This is a genomic window from Catenuloplanes nepalensis (assembly GCF_030811575.1).
Lineage (GTDB): Bacteria > Actinomycetota > Actinomycetes > Mycobacteriales > Micromonosporaceae > Catenuloplanes > Catenuloplanes nepalensis.
Genome location: NZ_JAUSRA010000001.1, coordinates 6,732,283 through 6,755,492, shown reverse-complemented (window position 1 = coordinate 6,755,492; position 23,210 = coordinate 6,732,283). Strand labels below are relative to the sequence as shown.

The 23,210-nt window shown below is 71.7% G+C and carries 21 protein-coding genes; 11 read left to right on the top strand and 10 right to left on the bottom strand.

Features of this window, described 5'->3' with window-relative positions; translation table 11 throughout:
• The first annotated feature begins 149 nt into the window (after positions 1 to 149).
• From J2S43_RS29005 to J2S43_RS28990, 4 genes are all read left to right on the top strand, one after another.
• On the top strand, positions 150 to 5,084 hold the full coding sequence (locus J2S43_RS29005; RefSeq protein WP_306834571.1) for an NAD-glutamate dehydrogenase: 4,935 nt from the start codon (positions 150 to 152) through the stop codon (positions 5,082 to 5,084).
• Positions 5,085 to 5,322: 238 nt separating this feature from the next.
• Positions 5,323 to 5,775, top strand: a complete 453-nt coding sequence (locus J2S43_RS29000; RefSeq protein WP_306834569.1) for an MmpS family transport accessory protein — start codon at positions 5,323 to 5,325, stop codon at positions 5,773 to 5,775.
• A gap of 395 nt (positions 5,776 to 6,170) precedes the next feature.
• Positions 6,171 to 6,836 carry a GNAT family N-acetyltransferase gene (locus J2S43_RS28995; protein ID WP_306834567.1) on the top strand — a complete coding sequence of 222 codons (666 nt, stop codon included), beginning with the start codon at positions 6,171 to 6,173 and terminating at the stop codon, positions 6,834 to 6,836.
• Complete coding sequence (locus J2S43_RS28990) at positions 6,751 to 7,533, top strand: pentapeptide repeat-containing protein (protein WP_306834565.1); 783 nt, start codon at positions 6,751 to 6,753, stop codon at positions 7,531 to 7,533. Before J2S43_RS28995 ends, J2S43_RS28990 begins: the two co-directional genes overlap by 86 nt.
• 128 nt (positions 7,534 to 7,661) lie before the next feature.
• Here J2S43_RS28990 and J2S43_RS28985 read toward each other — a convergent pair whose 3' ends face one another.
• Complete coding sequence (locus tag J2S43_RS28985; RefSeq protein ID WP_306834563.1) at positions 7,662 to 9,119, bottom strand: glycoside hydrolase family 3 protein; 1,458 nt, start codon at positions 9,117 to 9,119, stop codon at positions 7,662 to 7,664.
• Between the two features lie 145 nt (positions 9,120 to 9,264).
• Here J2S43_RS28985 and J2S43_RS28980 point away from each other — a divergent pair, with 145 nt between their 5' ends.
• Positions 9,265 to 10,440 (top strand): ROK family transcriptional regulator, encoded by a 1,176-nt coding sequence (locus tag J2S43_RS28980; RefSeq protein ID WP_306834561.1) that lies wholly within the window; start codon positions 9,265 to 9,267, stop codon positions 10,438 to 10,440.
• Positions 10,441 to 11,124: 684 nt separating this feature from the next.
• On the opposite strand, the gene J2S43_RS28975 is transcribed toward J2S43_RS28980, so the two are convergent.
• Both J2S43_RS28975 and J2S43_RS28970 read right to left on the bottom strand, forming a co-directional pair.
• Positions 11,125 to 12,735 (bottom strand): acetolactate synthase, encoded by a 1,611-nt coding sequence (locus tag J2S43_RS28975; protein WP_306834560.1) that lies wholly within the window; start codon positions 12,733 to 12,735, stop codon positions 11,125 to 11,127.
• A gap of 30 nt (positions 12,736 to 12,765) precedes the next feature.
• A complete protein-coding gene (locus J2S43_RS28970; RefSeq protein ID WP_306834558.1) occupies positions 12,766 to 13,539 on the bottom strand; it encodes an enoyl-CoA hydratase/isomerase family protein in 774 nt (257 codons plus the stop codon).
• A 63-nt stretch (positions 13,540 to 13,602) separates the two neighbouring features.
• Between J2S43_RS28970 and J2S43_RS28965 the strand changes: the two genes are divergently transcribed.
• Positions 13,603 to 14,070: a DUF6232 family protein gene (locus tag J2S43_RS28965; RefSeq protein ID WP_306834556.1), complete on the top strand. Its 468-nt coding sequence runs from the start codon at positions 13,603 to 13,605 to the stop codon at positions 14,068 to 14,070.
• Positions 14,071 to 14,287: 217 nt separating this feature from the next.
• Here J2S43_RS28965 and J2S43_RS28960 read toward each other — a convergent pair whose 3' ends face one another.
• Together J2S43_RS28960 and J2S43_RS28955 are read right to left on the bottom strand one after the other, a co-directional pair.
• Entirely contained in the window at positions 14,288 to 14,650 is a 363-nt protein-coding gene (locus J2S43_RS28960; RefSeq protein WP_306834554.1) for a DoxX family protein, read from the bottom strand.
• Position 14,651: 1 nt separating this feature from the next.
• Positions 14,652 to 15,128, bottom strand: a complete 477-nt coding sequence (locus J2S43_RS28955) for a DUF6232 family protein (protein WP_306834553.1) — start codon at positions 15,126 to 15,128, stop codon at positions 14,652 to 14,654.
• Between the two features lie 118 nt (positions 15,129 to 15,246).
• Between J2S43_RS28955 and J2S43_RS28950 the strand changes: the two genes are divergently transcribed.
• A complete protein-coding gene (locus tag J2S43_RS28950; RefSeq protein WP_306834552.1) occupies positions 15,247 to 16,167 on the top strand; it encodes a PAS domain S-box protein in 921 nt (306 codons plus the stop codon).
• Complete coding sequence (locus J2S43_RS28945) at positions 16,164 to 17,081, top strand: methyl-accepting chemotaxis protein (RefSeq protein WP_306834551.1); 918 nt, start codon at positions 16,164 to 16,166, stop codon at positions 17,079 to 17,081. Before J2S43_RS28950 ends, J2S43_RS28945 begins: the two co-directional genes overlap by 4 nt.
• A gap of 447 nt (positions 17,082 to 17,528) precedes the next feature.
• Here J2S43_RS28945 and J2S43_RS28940 read toward each other — a convergent pair whose 3' ends face one another.
• Positions 17,529 to 18,422 (bottom strand): ribokinase, encoded by an 894-nt coding sequence (locus J2S43_RS28940; RefSeq protein WP_306834550.1) that lies wholly within the window; start codon positions 18,420 to 18,422, stop codon positions 17,529 to 17,531.
• A 19-nt stretch (positions 18,423 to 18,441) separates the two neighbouring features.
• Positions 18,442 to 19,254, bottom strand: coding sequence for an ABC transporter ATP-binding protein (locus J2S43_RS28935; RefSeq protein ID WP_306834548.1), 813 nt, complete (start codon positions 19,252 to 19,254; stop codon positions 18,442 to 18,444).
• Between the two features lie 135 nt (positions 19,255 to 19,389).
• Between J2S43_RS28935 and J2S43_RS28930 the strand changes: the two genes are divergently transcribed.
• The 3 genes from J2S43_RS28930 (at position 19,390) to J2S43_RS28920 (ending at position 21,969) form a co-directional block, all read left to right on the top strand.
• Entirely contained in the window at positions 19,390 to 20,406 is a 1,017-nt protein-coding gene (locus J2S43_RS28930; RefSeq protein WP_306834546.1) for an ATP-binding cassette domain-containing protein, read from the top strand.
• Positions 20,403 to 21,374 (top strand): ABC transporter permease subunit, encoded by a 972-nt coding sequence (locus J2S43_RS28925; RefSeq protein WP_306834544.1) that lies wholly within the window; start codon positions 20,403 to 20,405, stop codon positions 21,372 to 21,374. The genes J2S43_RS28930 and J2S43_RS28925 overlap by 4 nt, the downstream gene beginning before the upstream one ends.
• 217 nt (positions 21,375 to 21,591) lie before the next feature.
• A complete protein-coding gene (locus J2S43_RS28920; RefSeq protein ID WP_306834542.1) occupies positions 21,592 to 21,969 on the top strand; it encodes a hypothetical protein in 378 nt (125 codons plus the stop codon).
• A 56-nt stretch (positions 21,970 to 22,025) separates the two neighbouring features.
• Here J2S43_RS28920 and J2S43_RS28915 read toward each other — a convergent pair whose 3' ends face one another.
• Genes J2S43_RS28915 through J2S43_RS28905 form a run of 3 tightly spaced genes read right to left on the bottom strand, consistent with a single transcriptional unit; the run spans position 22,026 to position 23,161 of the window.
• Entirely contained in the window at positions 22,026 to 22,418 is a 393-nt protein-coding gene (locus tag J2S43_RS28915; protein ID WP_306834539.1) for a PLD nuclease N-terminal domain-containing protein, read from the bottom strand.
• Between the two features lie 45 nt (positions 22,419 to 22,463).
• Positions 22,464 to 22,778, bottom strand: coding sequence for a DUF202 domain-containing protein (locus J2S43_RS28910; RefSeq protein ID WP_306834537.1), 315 nt, complete (start codon positions 22,776 to 22,778; stop codon positions 22,464 to 22,466).
• Positions 22,775 to 23,161 (bottom strand): YidH family protein, encoded by a 387-nt coding sequence (locus J2S43_RS28905; RefSeq protein WP_306834535.1) that lies wholly within the window; start codon positions 23,159 to 23,161, stop codon positions 22,775 to 22,777. The genes J2S43_RS28910 and J2S43_RS28905 overlap by 4 nt, the downstream gene beginning before the upstream one ends.
• Positions 23,162 to 23,210: the final 49 nt, after the last annotated feature.

Genomic DNA, 23,210 nt, shown 5'->3' with positions numbered 1-23,210 from the left:
ATCCCGTTGTGGCAGAGGATGGGACGGTGTGACCCGGCCCGACTGGCGGGACACCCACACGGTCGCGCAAGTGATCTTCCGTGCCGAGGGCCTAGGCTCAGGGTCGAGGAACGGACCCACAGCGTGGTGGGGCGAGGGGAGCTGCACCGATGGACCGGCGCCAGGTGACCGGCGGGGACGACAACACCCAGGACGACGAGGTGGCCGTCCCGGCCTCCGGGTCCGAGGCGATCGAGTCGGGGGTGAGCGCCCGCGAGGTGGAGGACACCGAGCTCGAGGAGCCCTTGCCGAACGCGGAACGGCTGGTCGCGCAGGCGGTCGCGCTGGCCGGTGACGATCACGACACCGCGAGCCTGGTGGACCGGTTCTGGCGGTTCGCGGCCGATGAGGAGCTGGTCGGCTACACGCCGAAGGCGCTGCTCGACGCCGCGCTCAAGCACCGCGAGCTGGCCGCGCAGCGCGTCCCGGGCGAGCTGAAGCTGACCATCGAGGAGCTGTCCGAGCAGGGCCGCACGGTGATCCAGGTGATCACGGACGACATGCCGTTCCTGGTCGACTCGGTGACCGCGCTGCTGGAGGGTTACCACCTCGACATACACCTGCTGGCCCACCCGCTGCTGGTGGTGCGCCGCGAGCCGCTGGGCGCGCTGACCGAGGTCGCGGCCGAGGTCGAGCCGGACGAGGGCATCGACGGCGACCTGCTCGAGAGCTGGATGCGGATCGACGTCGACCCGGTGCGCGACACGGTCACCCGCGACGCGCTCTACCGCGAGCTGCAACGGGTGCTCACGGACGTGCGGGACGCGGTCGATGACTGGCCGCGCATGCGGCAGCGCGCGCTGGACATCGCGGTCGAGCTTTCCGCGGTGCGCGACACGCCGGACCGCCCGCCGGTGCCGGAGAAGGACCTGACCGACTCGATCGAGCTGCTGAACTGGCTGGCCGAGGAGCACTTCACGTTCCTCGGCTACCGGGAGTACGAACTGGTCGACGGCGAGGGCGACGAGAAGCTGCTGCGGGCCACGATGGGTTCCGGCCTGGGCATCCTGCGGGCCGACCAGCAGGCGCCGCGCGTGCTCTCCACGATGACCCCGGAGGCGTACGCGAAGGTGCTGGAGAAGCGCCTCCTGATCATCACGAAGGCGAACTCGCGGGCGACCGTGCACCGCTCCGCCTACCTCGACTACATCGGCATCAAGATGTTCGACGCGGCCGGCGAGGTGGTGGGGGAGCGGCGCTTCCTGGGCCTGCTGGCCACGGACGCGTACCGGACCTCCGTGACCGAGCTGCCCGTGGTCAAGCGCAAGGTCGCGGAGATCGTGGAGCGCTCCGGCCTGTCGCCGCGCAGCCACTCGGGCAAGGACCTGATGGCGATCCTGGAGACGTACCCCCGGGACGAGCTCTTCCAGATCAAGGTGGACGACCTCTACCACGCGGTGATCGGCGTGCTCCGCATGGCCGGGCGCCGCCAGCTGCGGCTCTTCCTGCGCCGCGACGGTTACGGCCGGTTCATCTCCTGCCTGATCTACCTGCCGCGCGACCGGTTCACCACGGTCAACCGGCTGCGCATGCAGGAGATCCTGCTCCGCGAGCTGAACGGCGTGGGCGTCGACTACACCACCCGGGTCAGCGAGTCGACGCTGGCGCGCGTGCACCTGATCATCCGGACCGATCCGGCGAACCCGCCCGGCATGGTCAACGCGGACGCGCTCGCCGAGGATCTGGCCTACGCGACCCGCCTCTGGGACGACGACTTCCGCCTGGTGCTGGACCGCAAGCTCGGCGACGGCCAGGCGAAACGCCTCTACAGCCGGTACGTCGAGGCGCTGCCGGAGAGCTACAAGGACGAGTACAACCCGTACGAGTCCGTGCAGGACCTGGCCAAGCTGGAGCTGCTCGAAGAGGCCGGCCAGCTGGAGATGCACCTGTTCTCGCAGGACGACGAGGTCCGGTTCAAGGTCTTCCGGTACGGCGAGCCGATGGTCCTCTCCGACGTGCTCCCGGTGCTGCACTCGCTCGGCGTCCGGGTGCTCGACGAGCGCCCGTTCGAGATCTCGCTCGACCCGGCCTCGGTCTTCCTCTACGACTTCGGCCTGCGGCTGCCCGACTCGCACCGCGCGCTGCAGGAGGTCCGGCCGCACGTGGAGAACGCGTTCGCGGCCGCCTGGCGCGCCGAGGCCGAGGTCGACGGCCTGAACGAGCTGGTCCTGCGCGCCGGCCTGACCTGGCGGCAGGTCGTGGTGCTCCGGGCGTACGCGAAGTACCTGCGCCAGGCCGGCGCGGTCTACTCGCAGGAGTACATGGAGTCCACGTTCGTGCAGTACCCGGCGATCGCGGCCGCGCTGGTCCGGCTGTTCGAGACCCGGTTCTCGCCGTGGCTGCAACTGGGCGAGGCCGAGCGCACCAAGCGCGCGGACACCATGGTCGCCGAGATCACCGAGCGGCTGGACGAGGTGAGCAGCCTCGACCAGGACCGGATCATGCGGTCCTTCCTGACCATGATGCTGGCGACCCTGCGCACCAGCTTCTACCAGCGCGGCAAGGACAACCGGCCGAAGTCGTACGTGGCGTTCAAGCTGGACCCGCAGGCGATCCCGGACCTGCCCGCGCCACGCCCGAAGTACGAGATCTTCGTCTACTCGCCGCGCTTCGAGGGCGTGCACCTGCGCTTCGGCGCGGTCGCGCGCGGCGGCCTGCGCTGGTCCGACCGGCGCGAGGACTTCCGCACCGAGATCCTCGGCCTGGTCAAGGCGCAGATGGTGAAGAACGCGGTGATCGTGCCGGTCGGGGCCAAGGGCGGTTTCGTCCTCAAGCAGGCACCGTCCGCGACCGATCGTGACGCGTTCCTGGCCGAGGGCGTGGCCTGCTACCGCCAGTTCATCGCGGCGCTGCTGGACGTCACGGACAACATCTCCGGCGGCAAGATCGTCCCGCCGCGCGAGGTGGTCCGGCACGACGGCGACGACCCCTACCTGGTGGTCGCGGCGGACAAGGGCACGGCCACGTTCTCCGACATCGCGAACGAGATCTCGGTCGCGGCCGACTTCTGGCTCGGCGACGCGTTCGCGTCCGGCGGCTCGGCCGGCTACGACCACAAGAAGATGGGCATCACCGCGCGCGGCGCCTGGGAGTCGGTCAAGAAGCACTTCCGCGACCTGGGGCTGAACACGCAGGCCGAGGACTTCACCGTGGTCGGCGTGGGCGACATGTCCGGCGACGTGTTCGGCAACGGCATGCTGCTCTCCGAGCACATCCGGCTGGTCGCGGCGTTCGACCACCGGCACATCTTCATCGACCCGAACCCGGACGCGGCCACCTCGTTCGCGGAACGGCAGCGCATGTTCGCGCTGCCGCGCTCCTCGTGGGCCGACTACGACACCGCGCTGATCTCCGCTGGTGGTGGCGTGTTCCCGCGTACCGCCAAGTCCATCCCGGTCTCCGCGGAAGCGGCCGCCGCTCTGGGCCTGGCCGGTCCGGCGAACATGAGCCCGCAGGAGCTGATGCGCGCGATCCTGCTCGCCCCGGTCGACCTGCTGTTCAACGGCGGCATCGGCACCTACGTGAAGGCCGCGTCCGAGTCGCACGGCGACGTCGGCGACAAGGCCAACGACCCGATCCGGGTCAACGGCGGCCAGCTGCGGGTACGCGTGGTCGGCGAGGGCGGCAACCTGGGCCTGACCCAGCGGGGCAGGATCGAGTTCGCGCTCAACGGCGGCAAGATCGGCACCGACTTCATCGACAACTCGGCCGGCGTCGACTGCTCCGACCACGAGGTCAACATCAAGATCCTGCTGGGCGGCGCGGTCGCGGACGGCGAACTGACCGTCGCCGACCGGGACGCGCTGCTGGCCGAGATGACCGACGAGGTCGCCGCGCTGGTGCTGCGCGACAACTACGAACAGGCCGGCGCGCTCGGCACCGCGTGCGCGCAGTCCCGCTCGCTGCTGCCGGTGCACCGCCGCATGATCGACGACCTGGTCGCGGCCGGGCACCTCAACCGTGACCTGGAGGCGCTGCCGAGCGACGCGGAGCTGGACACGCGCGAGCACGGACTCTCCGCGCCCGAGTTCGCGGTGCTGCTCGCGTACACCAAGATCGTCCTGGAGAGGGAGCTGGAGGACGACCCGATCGCGGACGAGCCGTGGACCGCGGAGGTGCTCGCCAACTACTTCCCGACCGCGCTGCGCGAACGCTACGCCGACCGCATGCCCGGCCACCGCCTGCGCCACCAGATCGTCACGACCGCGCTGGTCAACGAGGTGGTCAACCGCGGCGGCACGTCGTTCGTCTACCGCGCGATGGACGAGTCCGGCGCCTCCGCCTCCGACGTGATCCGGGCGTACACGGTGGTCCGCGACGTCTTCGGCCTGCGCGACCTGTGGGCCGCGATCGAGGCCCAGGACAACGTCATCCCGACGTCCGCGCAGATCCTGGTCTACCTGGAGGGCCGCCGCCTGCTCGACCGCGCGGTCCGCTGGATCGTCGGCAACCGGCGCTCCCCACTGGACGTACCCGGCGAGACCGCCCGCCTCCAGTCCGGCATCGCCGCGCTGCTCCCGCGCCTGGAACGCCAGCTCCAGGGCGCCGAACTGCAGGCCTTCGAGGCGCGCGTCGCCGAGATGACCGAGCAGGCCGTGCCGCGCGACCTCGCGGTCTGGGCCACCCGGCTGGTCTACAGCTTCGGCCTGCTCGACATCGTCGAGACCGCATCCGTCACCGGCCGCGACGTCAACGAGGTCGCCGAGGTCTACTTCGTCCTCTCCGAACGCCTCCGCGTCGACGCGCTGCTGTCCAAGGTCTCCGCGCTCCCGCGCAACGACCGCTGGCAGACGCTCGCCCGGATGGCGCTGCGCTACGACCTCTACGCGGCGCTGGCCGCGCTCACGGCCGAGGTCCTCCAGTCCTCCGACGACACCATGGCGGCCGAGAACCGTGTCAACGCCTGGGAACAGGCCAACTCGTCGGCCCTGACCCGCGCCCGCAAGTCGATGACCGACTTCGGCGAGTCCGCCGGCGATCTGGCCGCGCTCTCGGTCCTGCTCCGCCAGATCCGCACCCTGGTCAAGACCTCAGCCGCAGGCTGACAAACCGCCCCGGGGGTACGCGCTTCCCGCGCGCATCCCCGGGACGGCTCCGCCGGTCCGGGCGGTGGAGCAACCGGTTTTCGTCGTCGCTCACCGCCCGTCGCGCATCGCCGGCTCATCGGCTGAGCCACCAGTCAGCCGGCTGGCATGAGGTCAGCCCGGAAAGTGGACATCGTTTCGCATGGCGTGCGCGGCAGACTCGCATGTCGACAGTCCACAAAGGAATCAGGGAGACCTCATGCGTCGGTCCGCGATCGTGATCTCAGCCCTCGTGCTGGCTCTCACCGGCATCGCCTGCAGCGGCGCTGGAGCCACGGACGGCGGCAGCGCCGCCGGTCCTGGAGCACAGGCCGCCGCCACCCCGCAGGCGAGTGCAGTCGTCGAGAGCGCCGCCGCCGGCGGCCCGAAGGGCGAGGGCCAGAAGATCGTGCTGGAGGTCACCGGCCCGGCGAAGGCCGGCGTCACCTACATGCTTGGAGCCGACTCGTCGCAGGACAACGGCACCGCGTTGCCCTGGAAGAAGGAGCTGACCAGCGCCGACGAATTCCTGTACGTCAGCATCGTGGCACAGAAGGACGGAGCCGGCGCCGAGGACATCGCCTGCAAGATCACTATCGACGGCAAGGTGGTCAAGGAGAACCGGAGCACCGGTGACTACGCGGTGGTGACCTGCAACCACTCCGCCTTCTGACCCACGCCGACCGGGCCGTCTCACCCGACGGCCCGTCCGGCCGCGCTCCCCGCGTTTCGTCTCGCGGTTGGTCGGGACCCCTCGGCGGCCAACGCACGTGCCGGAGCGTCCGCCTGCCGCCCGGTTCAGGTGTCAGGCCCTGCCGGCCCGGTCGGGTGTCAGGCGGTCTCCGTGGCTCGGATCGGATCATCAGGCGGTTCGCCTACCGCCCGGCTCGGCCGCCCACCACGGCGACCGACGTGACTGGCGCAGGAACCGGGCGCGGGCCGGTTCGCGCCGCTTTTCTGTGGTCTCCGTCCGCTTCGCTTGCATCGTCACAGTCGGGCCGGAAAGCTGATTGACTCCACTCGCGGACTGACCCGCCACTCACCCGAGCCTCGGCAAGGAGCGCCACAATGCTGGACAAGCGCCTCTATCACCACCTGGTGGCGTGGCTCGGGCAGTGGCCACCGCGGCAGGGGCTGACGGTCGTCGGCTCCGAGCGGCGCACCCTCCCCGGCTGGGACGGCAAGATCCATCCGTTCCTCGGCGTCGGCTCGCCGGCCACCGGCACGGTCCTGTCCGCCGCGCTGCCACGCGTGCCTGCCCTGCGTGCGCTCACCGACCTGCCGATCGAGGACCTGCTGGCCAAGGTGCCCGACGCGGTCGGCACCCCGGACCGGCAGGCCTTTCACGGCCTCTTCCGCTGGACCACCGACCCGGCTCCGCTGGCCGACGCCGGCGAGTGGACCCCGGTCGGCGACCCGGTGGTGCCGGAGTGGCTGCGCGTCTTCGCCCCCGAGGTGCTCATCCACCGCGACCCGGAGACCGGCGCCTACCTGGCCGGCGTCGGCATCAAGCGACACGACCGGCACGGCAACGAGATCTCCGTGGGTACGGAACCGGAAGCCCGCGGCAAGGGCCTCGCCCGCCGTCTGGTCGCCCAGGCCGCGCGCCGGATCCTGGACGAGGGCGCGATCCCCACCTACCTGCACGATGTCACCAACGTCGGCTCCTCCCGGGTCGCCGAGAACGCCGGCTTCCCCGACCGCGGCTGGTCCTTCTACGGCCTGGAGGACTGACCGCACCCCGCTCCACGCCGAGCCCTACCCCTGCCCTGCGCTGCCCGAAATTCGGCATATCGCGGTCCAGATCATCCGCATCCCGATGCTGCTCAAGATCCTTCCCTACCGCATCGCCTTTCAGTGCCATCGAAAGGTCCATGCGGTAGGAAAGGATCTTCGCCTCTGTCCGACAGTCCCCGATGCGATTCGGAGATCCAGTCGGTCTCATAAATCGCTTAATAAAGTGAAATTTAGGGCCCGACGTGCCCGCGGGGCGCGGTTGCGCGGGGTTGGATTGCGCGGGGCGCAGTTGCGCGGGGCTCGGTTGCGCGGGGTTGGATTGCGCGGGGCGCAGTTGCGCGGGGCTCGGTTGCGCGGGGTTCGGTTGCGCGGGGCGCAGTTGCGCGGGGCTCGGTTGCGCGGGGCTCGGTTGCGCGGGGCTCGGTTGCGCGGGGCGCGGTTGCGCGGGGTTGGATTGCGCGGGGCGCAGTCGCGCGGGGCTCGGTTGCGCGGGGTTCGGTTGCGCGGGGCGCAGTTGCGCGGGGCTCGGTTGCGCGGGGTTCGGTTGCGCGGGGCTCGGTTGCGCGGGGTTCGGTTGCGCGGGGCGCAGTTGCGGGGCTCGGTTGCGCGGGGTTCGGTTGCGCAGGGCGCAGTCGCGCGGGGTTCGGTTGTGCGGGGCTCAGTGGCGCAGGGCGACGCTGTGAGCTGTCGGTGAACGCCCACTCGCCGAGACCCGCAGCGGCAACAACGGTCCACGCCCGTCCCGAGATTCGCGAAGCGGCACGCCCGCCTCGGTGCCGGGAGGGCGCCGGGGCGGGCGTTGTCACGTACCGCTGCGGGGTCTCAGGGTTTGAGCAGCGCAGCTGCGGCCTTCGCCAGCGGCTGGGTGGCGCCGTGCGTGCGGATGAACGCGCGCGCCCCCGCCGGAAGCCAGGACGACGAGGGCCACCCCAGCTCCACGATCACCGTAGGGTGCCCGGCCGCGAGCGCCTCCGCGAGCGCCCGGCTCGCCGGGAATCGGTGGATGTGCCGCCCCACCAGGATGATCGGCCGAGTGCCGGCCCGGTCGCACAGCGCCTGCGCCGTGACCTCCGCCGCCGCGACGTGGATCAGGTCGGCGTGCGGCAGGAACCCGCCGAGCCCCCACGGCACCCGGCCCTCCGCGATGTTGGACGCGGAGCCCAGCTGCACCATCAGCGGCCCGGTCAGGTCGAGCCCGTCGACCGACCCGTCGATCCGGATCGCCTGGCGCGCCACGACGTCCGGCAGCGACGGGTCGACCGGTCCGGGCACGGCCGGCTGCGCGGTCCAGGTCGCGAGCGCGGCGTTGCGACCCGCGGCGTCCGCGAGCCGGTCCGGCGACAGCCGCCCGTCCGCGACCGCGGCGACGATCTCCGTGACGATCTCCTCGACCAGGTCCGCGTCCACGTCCGCGCCGATGCAGAGCAGGTCGGCCCCGGCGGCCAGCGCGCGCACCGCGGCCGGGGCGATCCCGCCGGCGGCTACGGCCGCGCCCTTCATCTCCAGCGCGTCCGTGATCACCGCGCCGGTGAAGCCGAACTCGCCGCGCAGCAGGTCGTGCAGCACGGCCGGGCTGAACGTGGCCGGATCGTCACCGGTCAGCGCGGGCACCCGGATGTGCGCGGTCATCACGGTCCGCGCGCCCGCCCCGATCGCGGCCTCGAACGGCGGCAGCTCCCGGGTCCGGAGCACGTCGAGCGGCACGTCGACGGTCGGCAGCTCGGTGTGCGAGTCCGCGACCGTGTCGCCGTGGCCGGGGAAGTGCTTGGCGCAGGCGGCGACGCGCGCCTCCTGCAGGCCGGCGACCGCGGCCGCGGTGTGCGCCGCGACCAGCGTGGGGTCGGCGCCGAACGAGCGGGTGCCGATCACCGGGTTGTCGTCCGCGGAGTTCACGTCCACGGTCGGCGCGAGGTTGATGTTGATGCCGAGCGCGGCCAGGTCCAGGCCGATCGACCGGTATATCGCGCGCGTCGCGTCCACGTCACCGGCGGCGCCGAGCGCGGCGTTCCCGGGATATGGGCTGCCGGTCGCGTGCGCGAGCCGGGTGACGTCGCCGCCCTCCTCGTCGATCGCGAGCAGCACGGACGGCCGGATCTCGCGCAGCGACGCGGTCAGCGCGGCGAGCTGCTCCGGCGTCTCCACGTTGTAGCCGAACAGCGTGAACCCGGCGAGCCCTTCGGCGGTCAGTCCGCGGGCCCAGTCCGGCGCGACCGGGCCCCGGAACGCCGCCAGCAGCGTTCCCAGTGCCAGGCGCCGCAGCCCGGGATCGATGGTGGTCATCAATTACCCCCAGTGTCAGCCGGAGCCAGCGGCGTCCTGACCGTATGTGGGACCAGGGTGTCAGGGTGTCACAGCTACGCTACGGCTTATCTCAGTCAAGGCTTGCCACAGTAATTGGAAAGTTTCCTAAATACTAGGGGGACGCATGGCCGTCACGCCGAGACCCGGCACTCCGCGCCTGCTCCGCGCCCTGAACGACCGCGCCGCCCTGGAGCTCCTGCTGGCCCGCGGACCGCTCACCCGCGCGCAGCTCGGCGAGATGACCGGCCTCAGCAAGGTCACCGCATCCCAGCTGGTGGAACGGCTGGAGGAACGCGGCCTGGTCACCCGGGTGGGTGAGCAGGCCGGCGGCCGCGGTCCGAACGCGCAGCTCTACGCGGTCACACCGAACAGCGCCCACGTGGTCGGCGTCGACTTCGGCCCGGACCGGGTGGTCGCCGCGTGCGCGGACATCACCGGCGCCGTGATCGGCCGCGTGGAACTGTCCACGAAGGACACCGATGACCCGGTCGGCGTCGTGCACACCGCGGTCGTCCAGGCCGCCACCAGCGCACACGCGGAGATGGCCACGGTGCGCAGGGTGGTGCTCGGCACACCCGGCCTGGTCGAGCCGGACACCGGCGACATCCGCTTCGCGTGGGACCTGCCCCGCTGGCGGCACGGCCTCCGCGACGCGCTCGGCGAGGACCTGCACACCCCGATCGCGTTCGCCAACGACGTCAACCTGGCCGCGATCGCGGAGGCGCACGTCGGCGCGGCCCGCGGCGTCGACGACTTCCTGCTGCTCTGGGCCGGCCGGGGCGTCGGCCTCGCGGTCGTACTCGGCGGACGCCTGCACCAGGGCTCGACCGGCGCGGCCGGCGAGATCGGATACCTGCCCGTCCCCGGCGCGCCCATCCCGCGGGACACCGGCAAGCGCGGTGCGAAGGGCGCGTTCCAGCTGCTCGCGGGCGCAGAGGCGGTCCGCGCGGCCGGTCGCGAGCACGGCTTCCGGGGCGCGTCCGCGGCCGACGTGGTCCGCGCGGCGGTCGCCGCCGGCACCCAGGGCGGCCCGTTCCTGGACGATCTCGCCGCCCGCCTCGCCCTCGGCGTGGCCGGCGCCGCCGTGATCCTCGACCCACCCATGGTCGTGTTGGCCGGCGAAGTCGGCCAGGCCGGCGGCAGCGCACTCGCCGAACGCGTTCAGCACGAGGTCGCCGCGACCACGCTGGTCGCACCGAAGGTCGTGGTCACCGAGGTCACCGAGGAACCGGTCCTCCAAGGGGCGCTCCGCACTGCCCTCGACGCCGTCCGCGACGAAGTCTTCGGCAGCACTGTGTGAAGCCTGGCACGGCTGTTTTCCGGCCGGGTCATCCCACAGCGGCCAGCTTCGGGCCAGGCCGGGGCTGGGGAGGTCAAGGTCGAAAGCTTCGGTCAAGGGCTTGATCTTCCCGCTTCCGGGGTGGTGCTGTCCGCATGCTCCCGCGGGCACCGGTCCAATGCCACTTACTGAGCTTTCGGGGTTGAGGTGCGAGCGGTGCTGGTCATCCGGGCGCTGCCCGCCCGAATATCGCTACATCCCACCCTCCGGCGCGGACCACAGACTCGCGAGCCGACACCGCCGCGGCCTGAGTGATCAATCAGGTGAGCAAAAGGTAGATCAAAAATCGAAGTTGATCGCCTTTTCGCTCACCTGATTGATCACTCAGGTGCCGGGCCCGAGGCCGTCAAGATCTCCCGGCCCTGCCAGTAGGACGCGTGCCCGCTTCATCGGGAGATTTCGGGCACGAGGCGCCGGGTCCCCGCCGGAAGGGGGCCGACCCTGCCCGCTTGCGGTGTTCCGGTGCCCGGAGACCGCGTGTGATTCGCGTACCGACAGCGAGCGGGGGCCACGGAACCCGGATCGGGCTGAGAGCATTCCCGCTGGTCGCGGGAGTGCGGCCGTACCGCGGCTCCTTCAAGATCAAAATAGGCTGGCACCGGTCGTCGCCAGCGCTCCTCCCCGCGAGTCGGGTGGGTGGTCGGCTTATGCCAGGTTGCTCGACCGGGGGTAGGCGTCGGCCGGGTCGGTGAGCACGTTGACCAGGTAAGGGACGCCGGATGCGAACGCTCGCTCCAAGGCCGGGCCCAGGTCGCCGGCCTTCGCGACCGTCTCGCCCGCGCCGCCGAGCGCGCGGACCACCTCGTCGTAGCGCAGTTCCGGCTGGAGGTCGGCGGCCACGTCGTACCCGTACATCGCGCGCATCGGGTGTTTCTCCAGGCCCCAGATGCCGTTGTTGCCGACCACGATCACCACCGGAAGGTGCTGCCGGGCCAGTGACTCCGCGTCCATCAGGGAGAACCCGGCCGCCCCGTCGCCCATCAGCACGCAGATCTGCCGGTCCGGATACGCGACCCGGGCCCCCATCGCGTAGCCCATGCCCGTGCCGAGGCACCCGTACGGCCCGGGGTCCAGCCACGTGCCGGGGAGCGCCGGTTCCAGATAGCGGCCCGCGTACGACACGAAGTCGCCGCCGTCGCCGATCGTGATCGCGTCCGGCTCCAGCACCTTGCGGAGTTCGCCGTACACCCGGGCCGGCTTGATCGGATCGCTCTCCGCCGCCATCTCGGCCGCGTGCGTCGCGGCCGCCGCGTCCTCGCTCACCCGCAGCCCGCTCACCCAGTCGTCGTGACGCGCCCCGGCCCGGTCCGCGAACGCGGTCAGGATCGCCCGCAGGTCACCCGCGGGCGACGCGGCCGGCGTGACGTGCGTGGCCCGCTGCGACGGCGCGTCCACCACGTGCACCACCGCGGCCGCGCCGAAGTCGCCGAAGCCGAGCCGGAAGTCCAGCGGCGTGCCGATCACCGCGACCACGTCCGCACCCTTGAGCGCGGCCCGGCGGGCCTTCGCGAACGCCAGCCGGTGCCCGGGCGGCAGCGCGCCGCGGCCCATCCCGTTCGTGAACACCGGCACGTCCAGCGTCTCGGCCGCGGCGCGCAGCGCCTCCACGGCGTCACCGGCCCAGACGTCCGAGCCCGCGATGATCACCGGCCGCTCGGCGCCGGCCAGCAGCGCGGCGGCGCGGGACACCTCCTCGGGGTCCGCGCCGAGGGGTTCCGAAGGCCGGTCGTCGAGGACCGCCGACGCCACCGAGAACACGACCTCCAGCGGCAGGTCCAGGAACACCGGCCCGCGGTGCGGCGCGAGCGCGATCTCCAGTGCCGCGCCGATCGCGGCCGGAATGTCCGATGCGGACGCCACCGTGGCCGCGTGTTTCGTCACCGGTGCCACGATCGGCACGTGGTCGATCTCCTGCAGCGATCCCGAGCCCCAGCGGAACGACGGGGCCCGCCCGCCCAGCACCAGCACCGGCGATCCGTTGAAGAACGCACTGGTCAGCCCGGACACGCCGTTGGTCACGCCCGGCCCGGCGGTCAGCACGGCCAGGCCGGGCGTGCGCCGCAGCTTCGCCACCGCCTCGGCCGCGAACACCGCGGACTGCTCGTGCCGCACGTCGTGGATCGGGAACCCGGCCTTGTGTGCCGCGTCGTACAGCGGGAAGACGTGCCCACCGGACAGCGTGAACATCTCCGTGACGCCGTGCGCGCGCAGTGCCGCCAGCGCCAGCTCGCCGCCGTGGCCCTCGATCTCCGTCATGTGACGCACGTTACCCCGAGGTAACGTCGCTCAGGAACCGGTGAATCCGGGTTTCTCCTTCGCCACGAACGCGTCCATCCCGATCTTCTGGTCCCGGGTGGCGAACAGCGACGCGAACAGCTGGCTCTCCCACGCCAGCCCGGACGCGAGGTCCATCTCCAGCCCGCCGTCGATCGCGGCCTTCGCCGCGCGCAGCGCCTGCGCCGGCCCGTTCCGGTACGCCGACACCAGCTCGACCGCGGTCTCGTAGACCGATCCGGCCGGCACCACCCGGTCCGCGAGCCCGATCCGCAGCGCCTCGTCCGCGTCCACCATCCGCCCGGAGAAGATCAGGTCCTTGGCGCGGGCCGGCCCGATCAGCCGTGCGAGCCGCTGGGTGCCGCCCGCGCCCGGGATCACGCCCAGCCTGATCTCCGGCTGGCCGAGCCGTGCGTCGTCCGCGATCACGCGCCAGTCGCAGGCGAGCGCGAGTTCGCAGCCGCCGCCCAGCGCGTACCCCGTGATCGCGGCGACGACGGGTTTCGGGATGCGCGCGACCGCGTCGAACGCGCTGGAGAGCGCGCCGGCCCGCGCGCTCATCCGCGCGTAGTCCATGCCGGCCATCTCCTTGATGTCCGCGCCGGCCGCGAAGACCTTCTCGCCGCCGTAGACGACCACCGCGCGGACCGTGTCGTCGCCGGCCGCGGCCGTGGCCGCCGCCCGCAACTCCTCCTGCACCTGGACGTTCAGCGCGTTCATCTTCGGCCGGTCCAGCCGGATGGTCCCGATGCCGTCCGCGATCTCCAGTCGTACGAACTCGCCCACAAGACAGTCCCTCCGTCGGGTACCGATCAGACTACGGACCGAAACATCGGGTAAACAGGAAGCATGGTCACGTACTACCGGGACGCGGCGGTCGAGATCACGTCGGACCGGATAGTCCTCGACGGCCGCGCCTACCCGCTCGACGCGCTGGACCGCGTCTGGCACCGCCGCGGTGCCCGCCGGTGGAGCGGCGTCGTCAACCGCGGCGCACTCGGCATCCTCATGCTCGGCCCCCTGGTCGCGGCCACGTTCGGCATCATGATCGCCCTGCTGCTGCGCACCTCCCTGATGACCACGGCCGCGATCGTGGCCGCCTCCGTGGTCATCGGCCTGGCCGCCGTCCCGGTCGCGGACCTCCTCCTCGACCAGGTCGACCGCTCCTACGACCGCGGCACACGCGAGCTGGAACTCTGGGCCCTGATCGGCGGCGTCCCGGTCCGCCTGCTGCACAGCACGGACGCACGCCGCTTCAACCAGATCTACCGCGCGCTCCAGCGAGCCGTGGAGATCAACACCATCAACAGCCCATAACCCCCGAATCCCTTTCCCGCTTCCGGCGTGCCCACTTACCCAGTGCTCCCGCGGGCACCGGTCGTCGCTGGCGCTCCTCCCTGCCATTCCCGCGGTCGGTCACCCAACCCCGAACCGACATCCCGCGCCCCCGCCGGTCGCGGCTCGGCCCCCGGCTTCATCCGGCGGCCCGCACGTACCCGCGGGCGTTCCTGGGGCATCGATCCGGTGTCGTGCGTCAGCGGGGGCGGGCGACTCGCCAGGCCCAGACGATCAGGGGGATCTGGAGGGGCAGGCGGGCGTAGGCGATGGCGCGATGGCGTGGGGAGCGGGTGCGCCAGTCGATCGCCATGGTGACGTTCGCCGGGAAGACCGCGACGAACAGCGCGGTTGCGGCGTAACCGCCGGCGCGGCGGGTGCGGGGGTGTGCGATCGCCGCGGCCGTGGCCAGCGCGGCGGCGCCGGACGCGTAGGTCCAGAAGCGGCGTCCGCCCGGCAGCGCGGCCGGCACGATCGAGTCGTAGATCCGTGGGCGGGCGAAGTGTGTCGCGCCCGCGGCGGCCAGGAGACCGGCGAGCGCCCAGGCGCCGTGACGTGCCATGTCAGCCGGTCTCCTCCACCGCCCGCTGCACCGCGCGATAGATCTGGCCGAACTTCGTCGCGTCGTGCGTCTGGAGCAGCATCACCTGCTCGCCGACGATCTGCGCCCACAACTCGTGCTGCTCCACGCCCCGGTCGTTGATCCGGTCCAGCACGGTGAGCGGCACCTCCAGCAACGGCGCGAGCGCGATCGCCAGCACCACGCACGCCGTCACGCCGAGCGCCAGCACGCCGAGGTTCAGGTCGCCGTCGACCTGGATGAACGGCAGCCCGATCAGGAAGAGCGCGAACAGCACGCCGGGGATCGTGAGCACCGTGACGATCAGCCAGCGGACCAGGCGCCGGGCCGCGCCGCGCGAGGTGAAGCGGCTGCGCGTGTGCCAGACGTACTCCAGCTGCGAGATCGGGTACGCGGCCGCCTCGACCCGGAGCTGGCCGGAGGTCACCTCGACGCTGTCATCCCGGTAATAGACGGTCACGCCTATAAGGGAACCTCATCCGCGTACCGGCCGGAAAGTCTCCCAAACCCCCGTCATGAAGGCGCCCGATCGCGCACCATTCTCATGAACGCTCTTTTCACGCGGGGGTGGTGAGGGCATGAGACGCACGGCCGTGCAACCGACCGGCATCGAGCGGACTTTCGCCGATCACGAGATCATCGTGACCAAGACGGACATGAAAGGCCTGCTCACGTACGCGAACGACGTCTTCCTGCGCCTCTCCGTCTTCGACGAGGAGGAGGTGATCGGGAAGCCGCACAACATCATCCGGCATCCCGACATGCCGCGGGTCGTGTTCAAACTGCTGTGGGACACGCTTCGCGAGGGCCGGGAGATCTTCGCCTATGTGGTGAACATGGCCTCGGACGGCGCGGAGTACTGGGTGCTCGCGCACGTCACGCCGTCCCGGGACCTGGCCGGCCGGATCGTCGGCTACCACTCGTCGCGCCGCCGCCCGGACCGGAGCGCGATCAACGCGGTCAAGGAGCTCTACGCCCGGCTGCGGGCCGAGGAGAAGCGGCACCGCAGCCCGTCCGAAGGGCTGGACGCGTCGTGGCGGATGCTCCAGGACGAGTTGTCCGCGCGCGGCCGCACCTATGAGCAGTTCGTCTTCGACCTCACGCTCGACGCGGAGCCGGCACCGGTCCCCTCACCGAACGCGCCTAAGACGGTCACCGCCACCCGGGACAGCCGGCGCAGCGCGGGCCCGGCCGGCATCACCGGCTCCGCGAGCTCCGCCGGTTTCGCGGTTTCCGCTGGTTCCCTCGGCTCTGCGGGCAACGCCGGTTCCGTGGGTTCTTTCGGCCCCGCGGGTTCCGCGAGCAACGCCGGTTCCGCTGGTTCCTTCGGCTCCGCCGGTCCGATGGGTTCCGCCGGTTCCGGGGAATCGCACGCGACGTCGTCGCGTGCGAACGCGTCCCGGGCCGGCGCCGGGAAGGTCACCGTGACCACGAACGCCGCCAGGAACAAGAAACCGATCAAGGTCGTGAAGAACGTGACGTCCGGTAGGAACGCGTGAGGCGCCGCTCCAAGGGCTCGGCGCCCTCCGACGGCGAGGCCCTGGCCGTCATCGCCCAGATCTGTGACCGCGCCGCCGCCGGCGACCTGGAGGCACGGATCCCGCAGCTCGGCGACGATCCGCAGGCCGAGGCAGCCCGCCAGGCCGTGAACCGGCTGCTGGACACCACGGACGCGTTCGTCCGCGAGTCCGGCGCCGCGCTCACCGCGTCCGCCGAGAACCGGTTCCACCGCCGTTTCCTGCCGCGAGGCATGCGTGGCTCGTTCGAGCAGGCCGCCACCACGATCAACCTGGCCAGCGACAACATGAAGGGGGGCGTGGACGCGGTCGACGCCGCCAAGCTGGGCCGGCTGGAACTCGCCGACCAGTTGGAGTCCGCCGTGCTCACGGTCTCCGAGCAGGTCGCGACCGCGGCCACCGAGATGGGCGCGACCGCGAACAACCTCTCCACGTTCGCCCGCGACGCGGTCGCGGACGCGGAGAGCGGGCTCGGCTCGGTCAGCTCGCTGCGCGACGCGTCCGACCAGATCCGCCAGGCCGTCGACCTGATCACGCAGATCGCGTCACAGACCCGCCTGCTCGCGCTGAACGCGACCATCGAGGCCGCCCGCGCCGGCGAGGCCGGGCGCGGCTTCAGCGTGGTCGCGAACGAGGTCAAGACGCTCGCCACCGAGACCGCGAACTCCAGCGAGAGCATCATCAACCAGGTGTCGACGGTCCAGGCCGCCGCGGTCGGCGCGATTGAGGTCCTGGAGCGCGTCACCGGCAACATCCGCGAGATGAGCGGCCTCGTCGAGGGCATCGCCGCCGCCGTCGACGGCACCCACGACGCCAGCCAGGCCGGCCTCTCCCAACTGGCCGAGGTCCTCCGCTCCGAGGTCAGCCGCTTCGTCACCCTGGTCCGCGAGTCCTGACCCGCCTCCCGCCCCGCCGGCGAACGCAAGCCCCACACCCCGCCCTCCATCGTCATCCCAGCGCTGGCCGCTCGCGCTCACCCGACAGCCCCAGCCACGCAACGCCGACGCGGTCCGTTCTTGCTCGCTCAATGTTGTCCGCCGTTCAACGTTGGCGGCGTTCGTTCTCGCTCGCTCAACGTTGCCCGCCGTTCAACGTTGGCGGCGTTCGTTCTCGCTCGCTCAACGTTGCCCGCCGTTCAACGTTGGCGGCGTTCGTTCTCGCTCACTCAACGTTGCCCGCCGTTCAACGTTGGTGCCGTTCGTTCTTGCTCACTCAACGTTGCCAGCGGTTCAACGTTGCCGTCGTTCGGTTCTGAGCGCTCGACGATTGCCCGCGGTTCTCGCGAGTTCAACGTCGGCAGGCCGGCCACCGGCCACCGGCCGCCGGCGGGTGGTGGTTGTCGGTCAGGAGACCGAGGCGTAGAGCGCGTCGATGTCGGCGCGCATCGGCAGGGAGTTGCTCGCGCCGAGTCGGCGCACGCACGCGGCGCCGGCCGCGGCTGCCCACCGCACCGCGTCGGGAAGCGTGCGTCCCTCGCCCCAGGCCACCGCCAGTGCGCCGGTGAACGCGTCCCCGGCGGCGGTCGAGTCGACCGCCTCGACCGGGAACGCGGGGACGCGCAGGTCGGTGCCGTCCCGGTCGACGAAGCAGGCGCCCTCGCCGCCGAGCGTGAGCACGGCGCGGGTCACGTGGTCCAGCAGCGCGCGCGGCTCGTCCCGGCCCCGCCCGGTGATCACGGCGGCCTCGCCCTCGTTCACGACCAGCAGGTCCACGGCGGCCAGCAGTTCGGCGGGCAGGGTCTGCGCGGGCGCGGCGTTCAGGATCACCCGGGTGCCGGCCGCGCGTGCCGTGATCGCGGCCTCCGTGACGGTCTCGACCGGGATCTCCAGCTGGCAGACGAGGACGTCCGCGTCCCGTACCGCCGCGAGCTCCTGATCCGTGAGCCGGGTGAACGCGGCGTTGGCGCCGGGCGTGGCGATGATCGAGTTCTCGCCCCTGGTGTCGACCATGATGACCGCGACGCCGGACGTGCCGTAGACGATCCGCACCCGGGACGCGTCCACGCCGGACGCGCCGAGCCTGGCCTTCAGCGTCACGCCGAACGCGTCCGAGCCGATCGCGCCCAGGAAGCAGGTCTGCGCACCGGCGCGCGCGGCCGCGATCGCCTGGTTCGCGCCCTTGCCGCCGGGCATCTGCAGGAACTCGGTGCCGAGCACGGTCTCGCCGGGCTGCGGCAGCCGGGGCGCGATCCCGACCAGGTCCATGTTCGCGCTGCCGGCAACGACCACCCGCGTCATCCGCGCACCTCTCGAACAGTCAGGCCGCGCGGGCGGTGTATCGCCCGGCGGAACGCTCCACCACCAGGGGCAGGCCGAACGCCTTGGACAGATTGTCGCCGGTGATCACGTCGGTGAGCAGGCCCTGCGCCACGACCGCGCCCTCGCGCAGCAGCAGCGCGTGCGTGAAGCCGGGCGGTATCTCCTCGACGTGGTGGGTGACCAGCACGGTGGCCGGCGCGTCCGGGTCCATCGCCAGCGTGGAGAGCCGGCCGACCAGGTCCTCGCGTGCGCCCAGGTCCAGCCCGGCGGCCGGCTCGTCGAGCAGCAGCAGCTCCGGGTCGGTCATCAGCGCGCGGGCGATCAGCACCCGCTTGCGCTCGCCCTCGGAGAGCGTGCCGAACGTGCGGTCGGCCAGGTGGCCCACGCCGAACTGGTGCAGCAGCGCCCGGCCGCGCGACTCGTCCTGCCTCTCGTAGGTCTCCCGCCAGCGGCCGACCACGGACCAGGCCGCGGTCAGCACCGCGTCGACCACCCGCTCCTCGCCCGGGATCTGCTGGGCCAGGTGCGCGGTGGAGATGCCGATCCGGGTGCGCAGCTCGTTGACGTCGGTGCGGCCGAGCCGCTCGTTCAGCACGTGGACCGTGCCGGTGCTCGGGTGCAGCCGACCGGAGGCCAGGTTGAGCAGCGTGGTCTTGCCGGCGCCGTTCGGGCCCAGCACGACCCACCGTTCGTCCAGCTCGACCTGCCAGCTCACGTCCCGCAGGAGATGCGTGCCGGAACGCACGACGCTGGCCGACTCCAGGGCGATCACGAGATCCTCAGACACGCTCCCATCCAACCACGCAACCACGGCCGGGCCCCGGCTGGGGAAGCGTTCGCGAGTGCCGTACCCCCAGATTTGATCTTGAAAGGGTGATGCATCGAAGATGCCGCGCGCGGCGGCGGCCTGGCCGTAGGCTGCCCGCGTGACGACGAGGGGAGACGGATGCCTCCGGTGATCGAGATCGCGGGCCTCCGGAAGGGGTACCGCAGGCTGCGCGGTGGGACGCACCGCGCGCTGGACGGGTTCGACATGCTGGTCGAGCCCGGTCAGGTGCACGGCTTTCTCGGGCCGAACGGATCGGGCAAGACCACCACGCTGCGCGCGCTGCTCGGGCTGGTCCGCGCGGACGCGGGCGAGATGCGCATCCTCGGGCACGCCTCGCCGGCCGCGCTGCCCCAGGTGATCAGCCGGGTCGGCGCGATCGTGGAGAGCCCGCGGTTCTTCGGCAACGCGAGCGGGCGCCGGATGCTGTCGCTGCTGGCCACCGCGGGCGGCGTGCCGCAGACCCGGGTCGAGGAGGTGCTGGCCCAGGTCGGGTTACGGGAGCGTGGCAAGGACATCATCAAGACGTACTCGCTCGGCATGAAACAGCGGCTGGCCGTGGCGTCCGCGCTGCTCAAGGCGCCGGAGCTGCTGATCCTGGACGAGCCGGCGAACGGCCTGGACCCGGCCGGCATCCGGGAGATGCGTGACCTGGTCCGTGCGCTCGCCGCGCACGGCGTCACCGTGCTGATCTCCAGCCACATCCTGGCCGAGATCCAGCTGATCTGCGACTCGGTCACGATCATCTCGCGCGGCCGGCGTGTCCTGGCCGGCCCGGTGACCGGCGTGCTGGCCAGCTTCGACCACGGCGATTTCCGGGTACGGGTGGCCGACCTGCCCCGCGCCGCGCAGGTGCTGGGCGCGGCGGGCGTGGCGGTGACGGCCGCACCGGACCACCTGATCGCGCACCGGGTCACCGAGCCGGCCCGGCTCACCGAGTTGCTCGGCGGCCAGGGTCTGTGGGTCTCCGAGCTGGCGCCGCTGACGCCGGACCTGGAGAGCGTCTTCCTGCGGCTCACCGGCACCGCGCCCGCGCCGGAGGGGATGAGGCAGGTGGACGACGCCGTGCTCCCGCCGGCGCCGCCGCCCCCGGCCGGCGAGTTCTCGTTCGAGCCCGGCCCGGAGGTGTCCCGATGAACCGGTCGTCCGTTCTCCACCTGCTCCAGGCCGAGGCTCGCCGGCTGGTGGCGCGCCGGTTCGTGCAGCTGATGGTGGTGCTCCTGATCGGCACCTGCCTGATCGCGGTGGTCAGCACCGTGGCCGGCTCGCACCCGCCGACCGACGCGGAGCTGCGCGAGGCCACCGCGCAGGCGGCCCGGAACTACGAGTACGCCCGCGAGAGCTACGACCTGTGCCGGGTGGAGCGGCCCTACCTGAACTGCCCGGAACCGGATCCGGCGGACTTCCGGCCGGAGGACCAGCTCTTCGGCACGTTCGTGTTCGCCCACGAGATGAGCGGCCTGCTCTACTTCGTCGCCACTTTCCTGTCGCTGTTCGGCTTCCTGGTCGGTGCCTCGTTCATCGGCGCCGAGATGTCGTCCGGCGGCCTGACGAACCTGCTGCTCTGGCGGCCGCAGCGACCGGTCGTGCTGGGCGCGAAGCTGGCCGTCGTGGCCGGTGCGGTACTCGCGCTCTCGGTCGTGGTGATGGCCGGTTACGTCGCCGCGTTCTGGGGCGTGAGCGCGATCAGCGGCTTCGCCGGCGACACGTCCGGCGCGTTCTGGCCGGACCTGGTGCTGGTGGCCGTCCGCGCGATCCTGCTGGTGCTCGGCGCCACCGTGGTCGGCTTCTCGCTCGCGGCGCTCGGCCGGCACACCGCGGCCGCGCTCGGCGTGGTCGCGGCCTACGTGGTGTTGTGGGAGGTCGGTCTGCGGATCGTGCTGAACGTCGTGGAGACGCCCGAGGCGGACCGGTGGATGCTGAGCAGTTATCTGGCCGCGTTCGCGAACGGGCGCCTGGTGCTCTGGAACTCGGCCTGTGACACCCCGGACTGTGTCGCCGAGTACACGCTGACCTGGGTGGACGGCACGCTTGTCGGCGGCGCGGTGACGCTGCTTACCGCGGTCGCCGCGTTCGTGCTGACACAGCGGCGCGACATGGCCTGACACGGACCGTTCCGGCGAGGCGGGCGCATCCAGGCGCCCGCCTCGCGTCATATATCCGTTTTATGCGGTTTGGCCGACCGTCCCGTCGGGCATCAGCCGTTCAGTCATAACTGAGGGTCATCGGACAAGTTCGGTGAGTAAGGTCCGAAAAGTCCGACATGATTCTCTTAGTGCCTCATTGCGGGCACTCTGAAGGGAGATGTCTGAGATGCGAAGTGTGAAGCGTTCTGTTGCCTTGACCCTCGTCGCGCTCGCCGCCGGCGGTGCGGTGAGCCTGTCCGCGGCCGGTGCCGCACAGGCCGCGCCGTCGTTCGAGGCCACGAAGTCCGTCGCCGCGGCCCACCAGGACCGTGACCGTGACCGTGACCGTGACCGGCACGACGGCTGGGGCTGGGACCGTGACCGGCACGACGGCTGGGGCGACGGCTGGAACCACAAGCGGGCGAACTGGCAGTACGCCGGCAGCTACCGCAGCAAGCGTGCCTGCGAGCGGGTCGCCTGGCTGGGTGAGCGCTCGGACCACTGGGACGACTCGAAGTGCGTCGGCGGCGGCTGGGGCGTGAAGCTGTTCGTCAAGAAGCACCGCTGGAGCTGACGAGATGACGCGGCCGGGCGTGCCCCGCGGGGCACGCCCGGCCGTTCTCGTTCCGGTCAGGCGTCGCCGTTCTTCTCGTTGCGCAGCTCCGGGTTCGGATCCTCGTCGCGGCGCAGCTTCTCCTCGCGCCGCCGGAGGTCCTCCTCCCACCGCTCGAACTGCTCCCGGTCGCGGCGGGCCTTGTCCGAGTCGAGCGTGCGCAGGAAGTCCGGGTCGTCGTCCGGCGCGACCGGCCGGCGCGGCACCCCCTCCGATCCCTCGTCCGGCCGGGCGCGCCCGGCCAGGAACCAGAGGACCGGGCCGGCCACCGGGACCAGCACGATCACCGCCGCCCACAGCAACCGGGGCAGGCGGCGGATCTCCTCCGGCTCCGCGGAGAGGCAGCTGATCAGGGCCACGACCGCCATCGCGATCTGTAGCAGGAAGATGAGCGCGAACAGTCGGGCCATCTCGCAATGATGCCGCGTGAACCGGCCGATCGGCAGCCGGAGGCATCAGAGGATCATCAGGACGGCACCGATCAGGGCGTAACCGAGCGCCAGGATCGCGCACAGTAGCAGTGTGTGGCCGTTCAGTGAGGTTCGTCCGTGCTGGAGGTCCGCCACCCGGCGCCGCACCACGACCAGCGCGGTCGTGCACGCGGCGAGCGCGGCCAGCGCGCAGGCCACCGCCACCGGGACGCCGCCGTCCGAGGTGAGCGCGAGCCGCAGGGCCAGCAGCGTGACCGTGGCGAACGAGAGCGCGGTCCGCCGCCAGGCCAGCCCGGTCCGGATGATCGGCACGCCCGGCCCGTGCACCGGCTGGGTCATCGCGAGCCTTGAAAGATCAGAGCCCCGGCGAGTACGAGTGAGCCCAGCGCGACGCCGCCGGCCAGCAGCGCGGGGAAGTGCGAGGGTGGCAGGTCCTCGTCCAGGCGCATGGCCCGCTCGGTCCGCGTCCAGTGGCGCACCGAGTGGAACGCGACCGCGCCGCCGAGCAGGAGCAGCACCACCGCGATCGTCTCGCGCAGATGGGTCATCGGCGTCCGGGGCAGGAACTGGAACGCGGCCAGCCCGCCCGCCACCAGCGCCAGCCCGGTGCGGACCCAGGCCAGGAAGGTGCGCTCGTTCGCCAGCGAGAAGCGGTAGTCCGGGGTGGAGCCGACCCGCTGGACGTCCCGGGGATCGAACCAGCTCTTGAGCAGCGCGCGCACGCCACCGACCCTAACCGCCTCGCGTGAACACCCGGGCTGTGATGGGCTG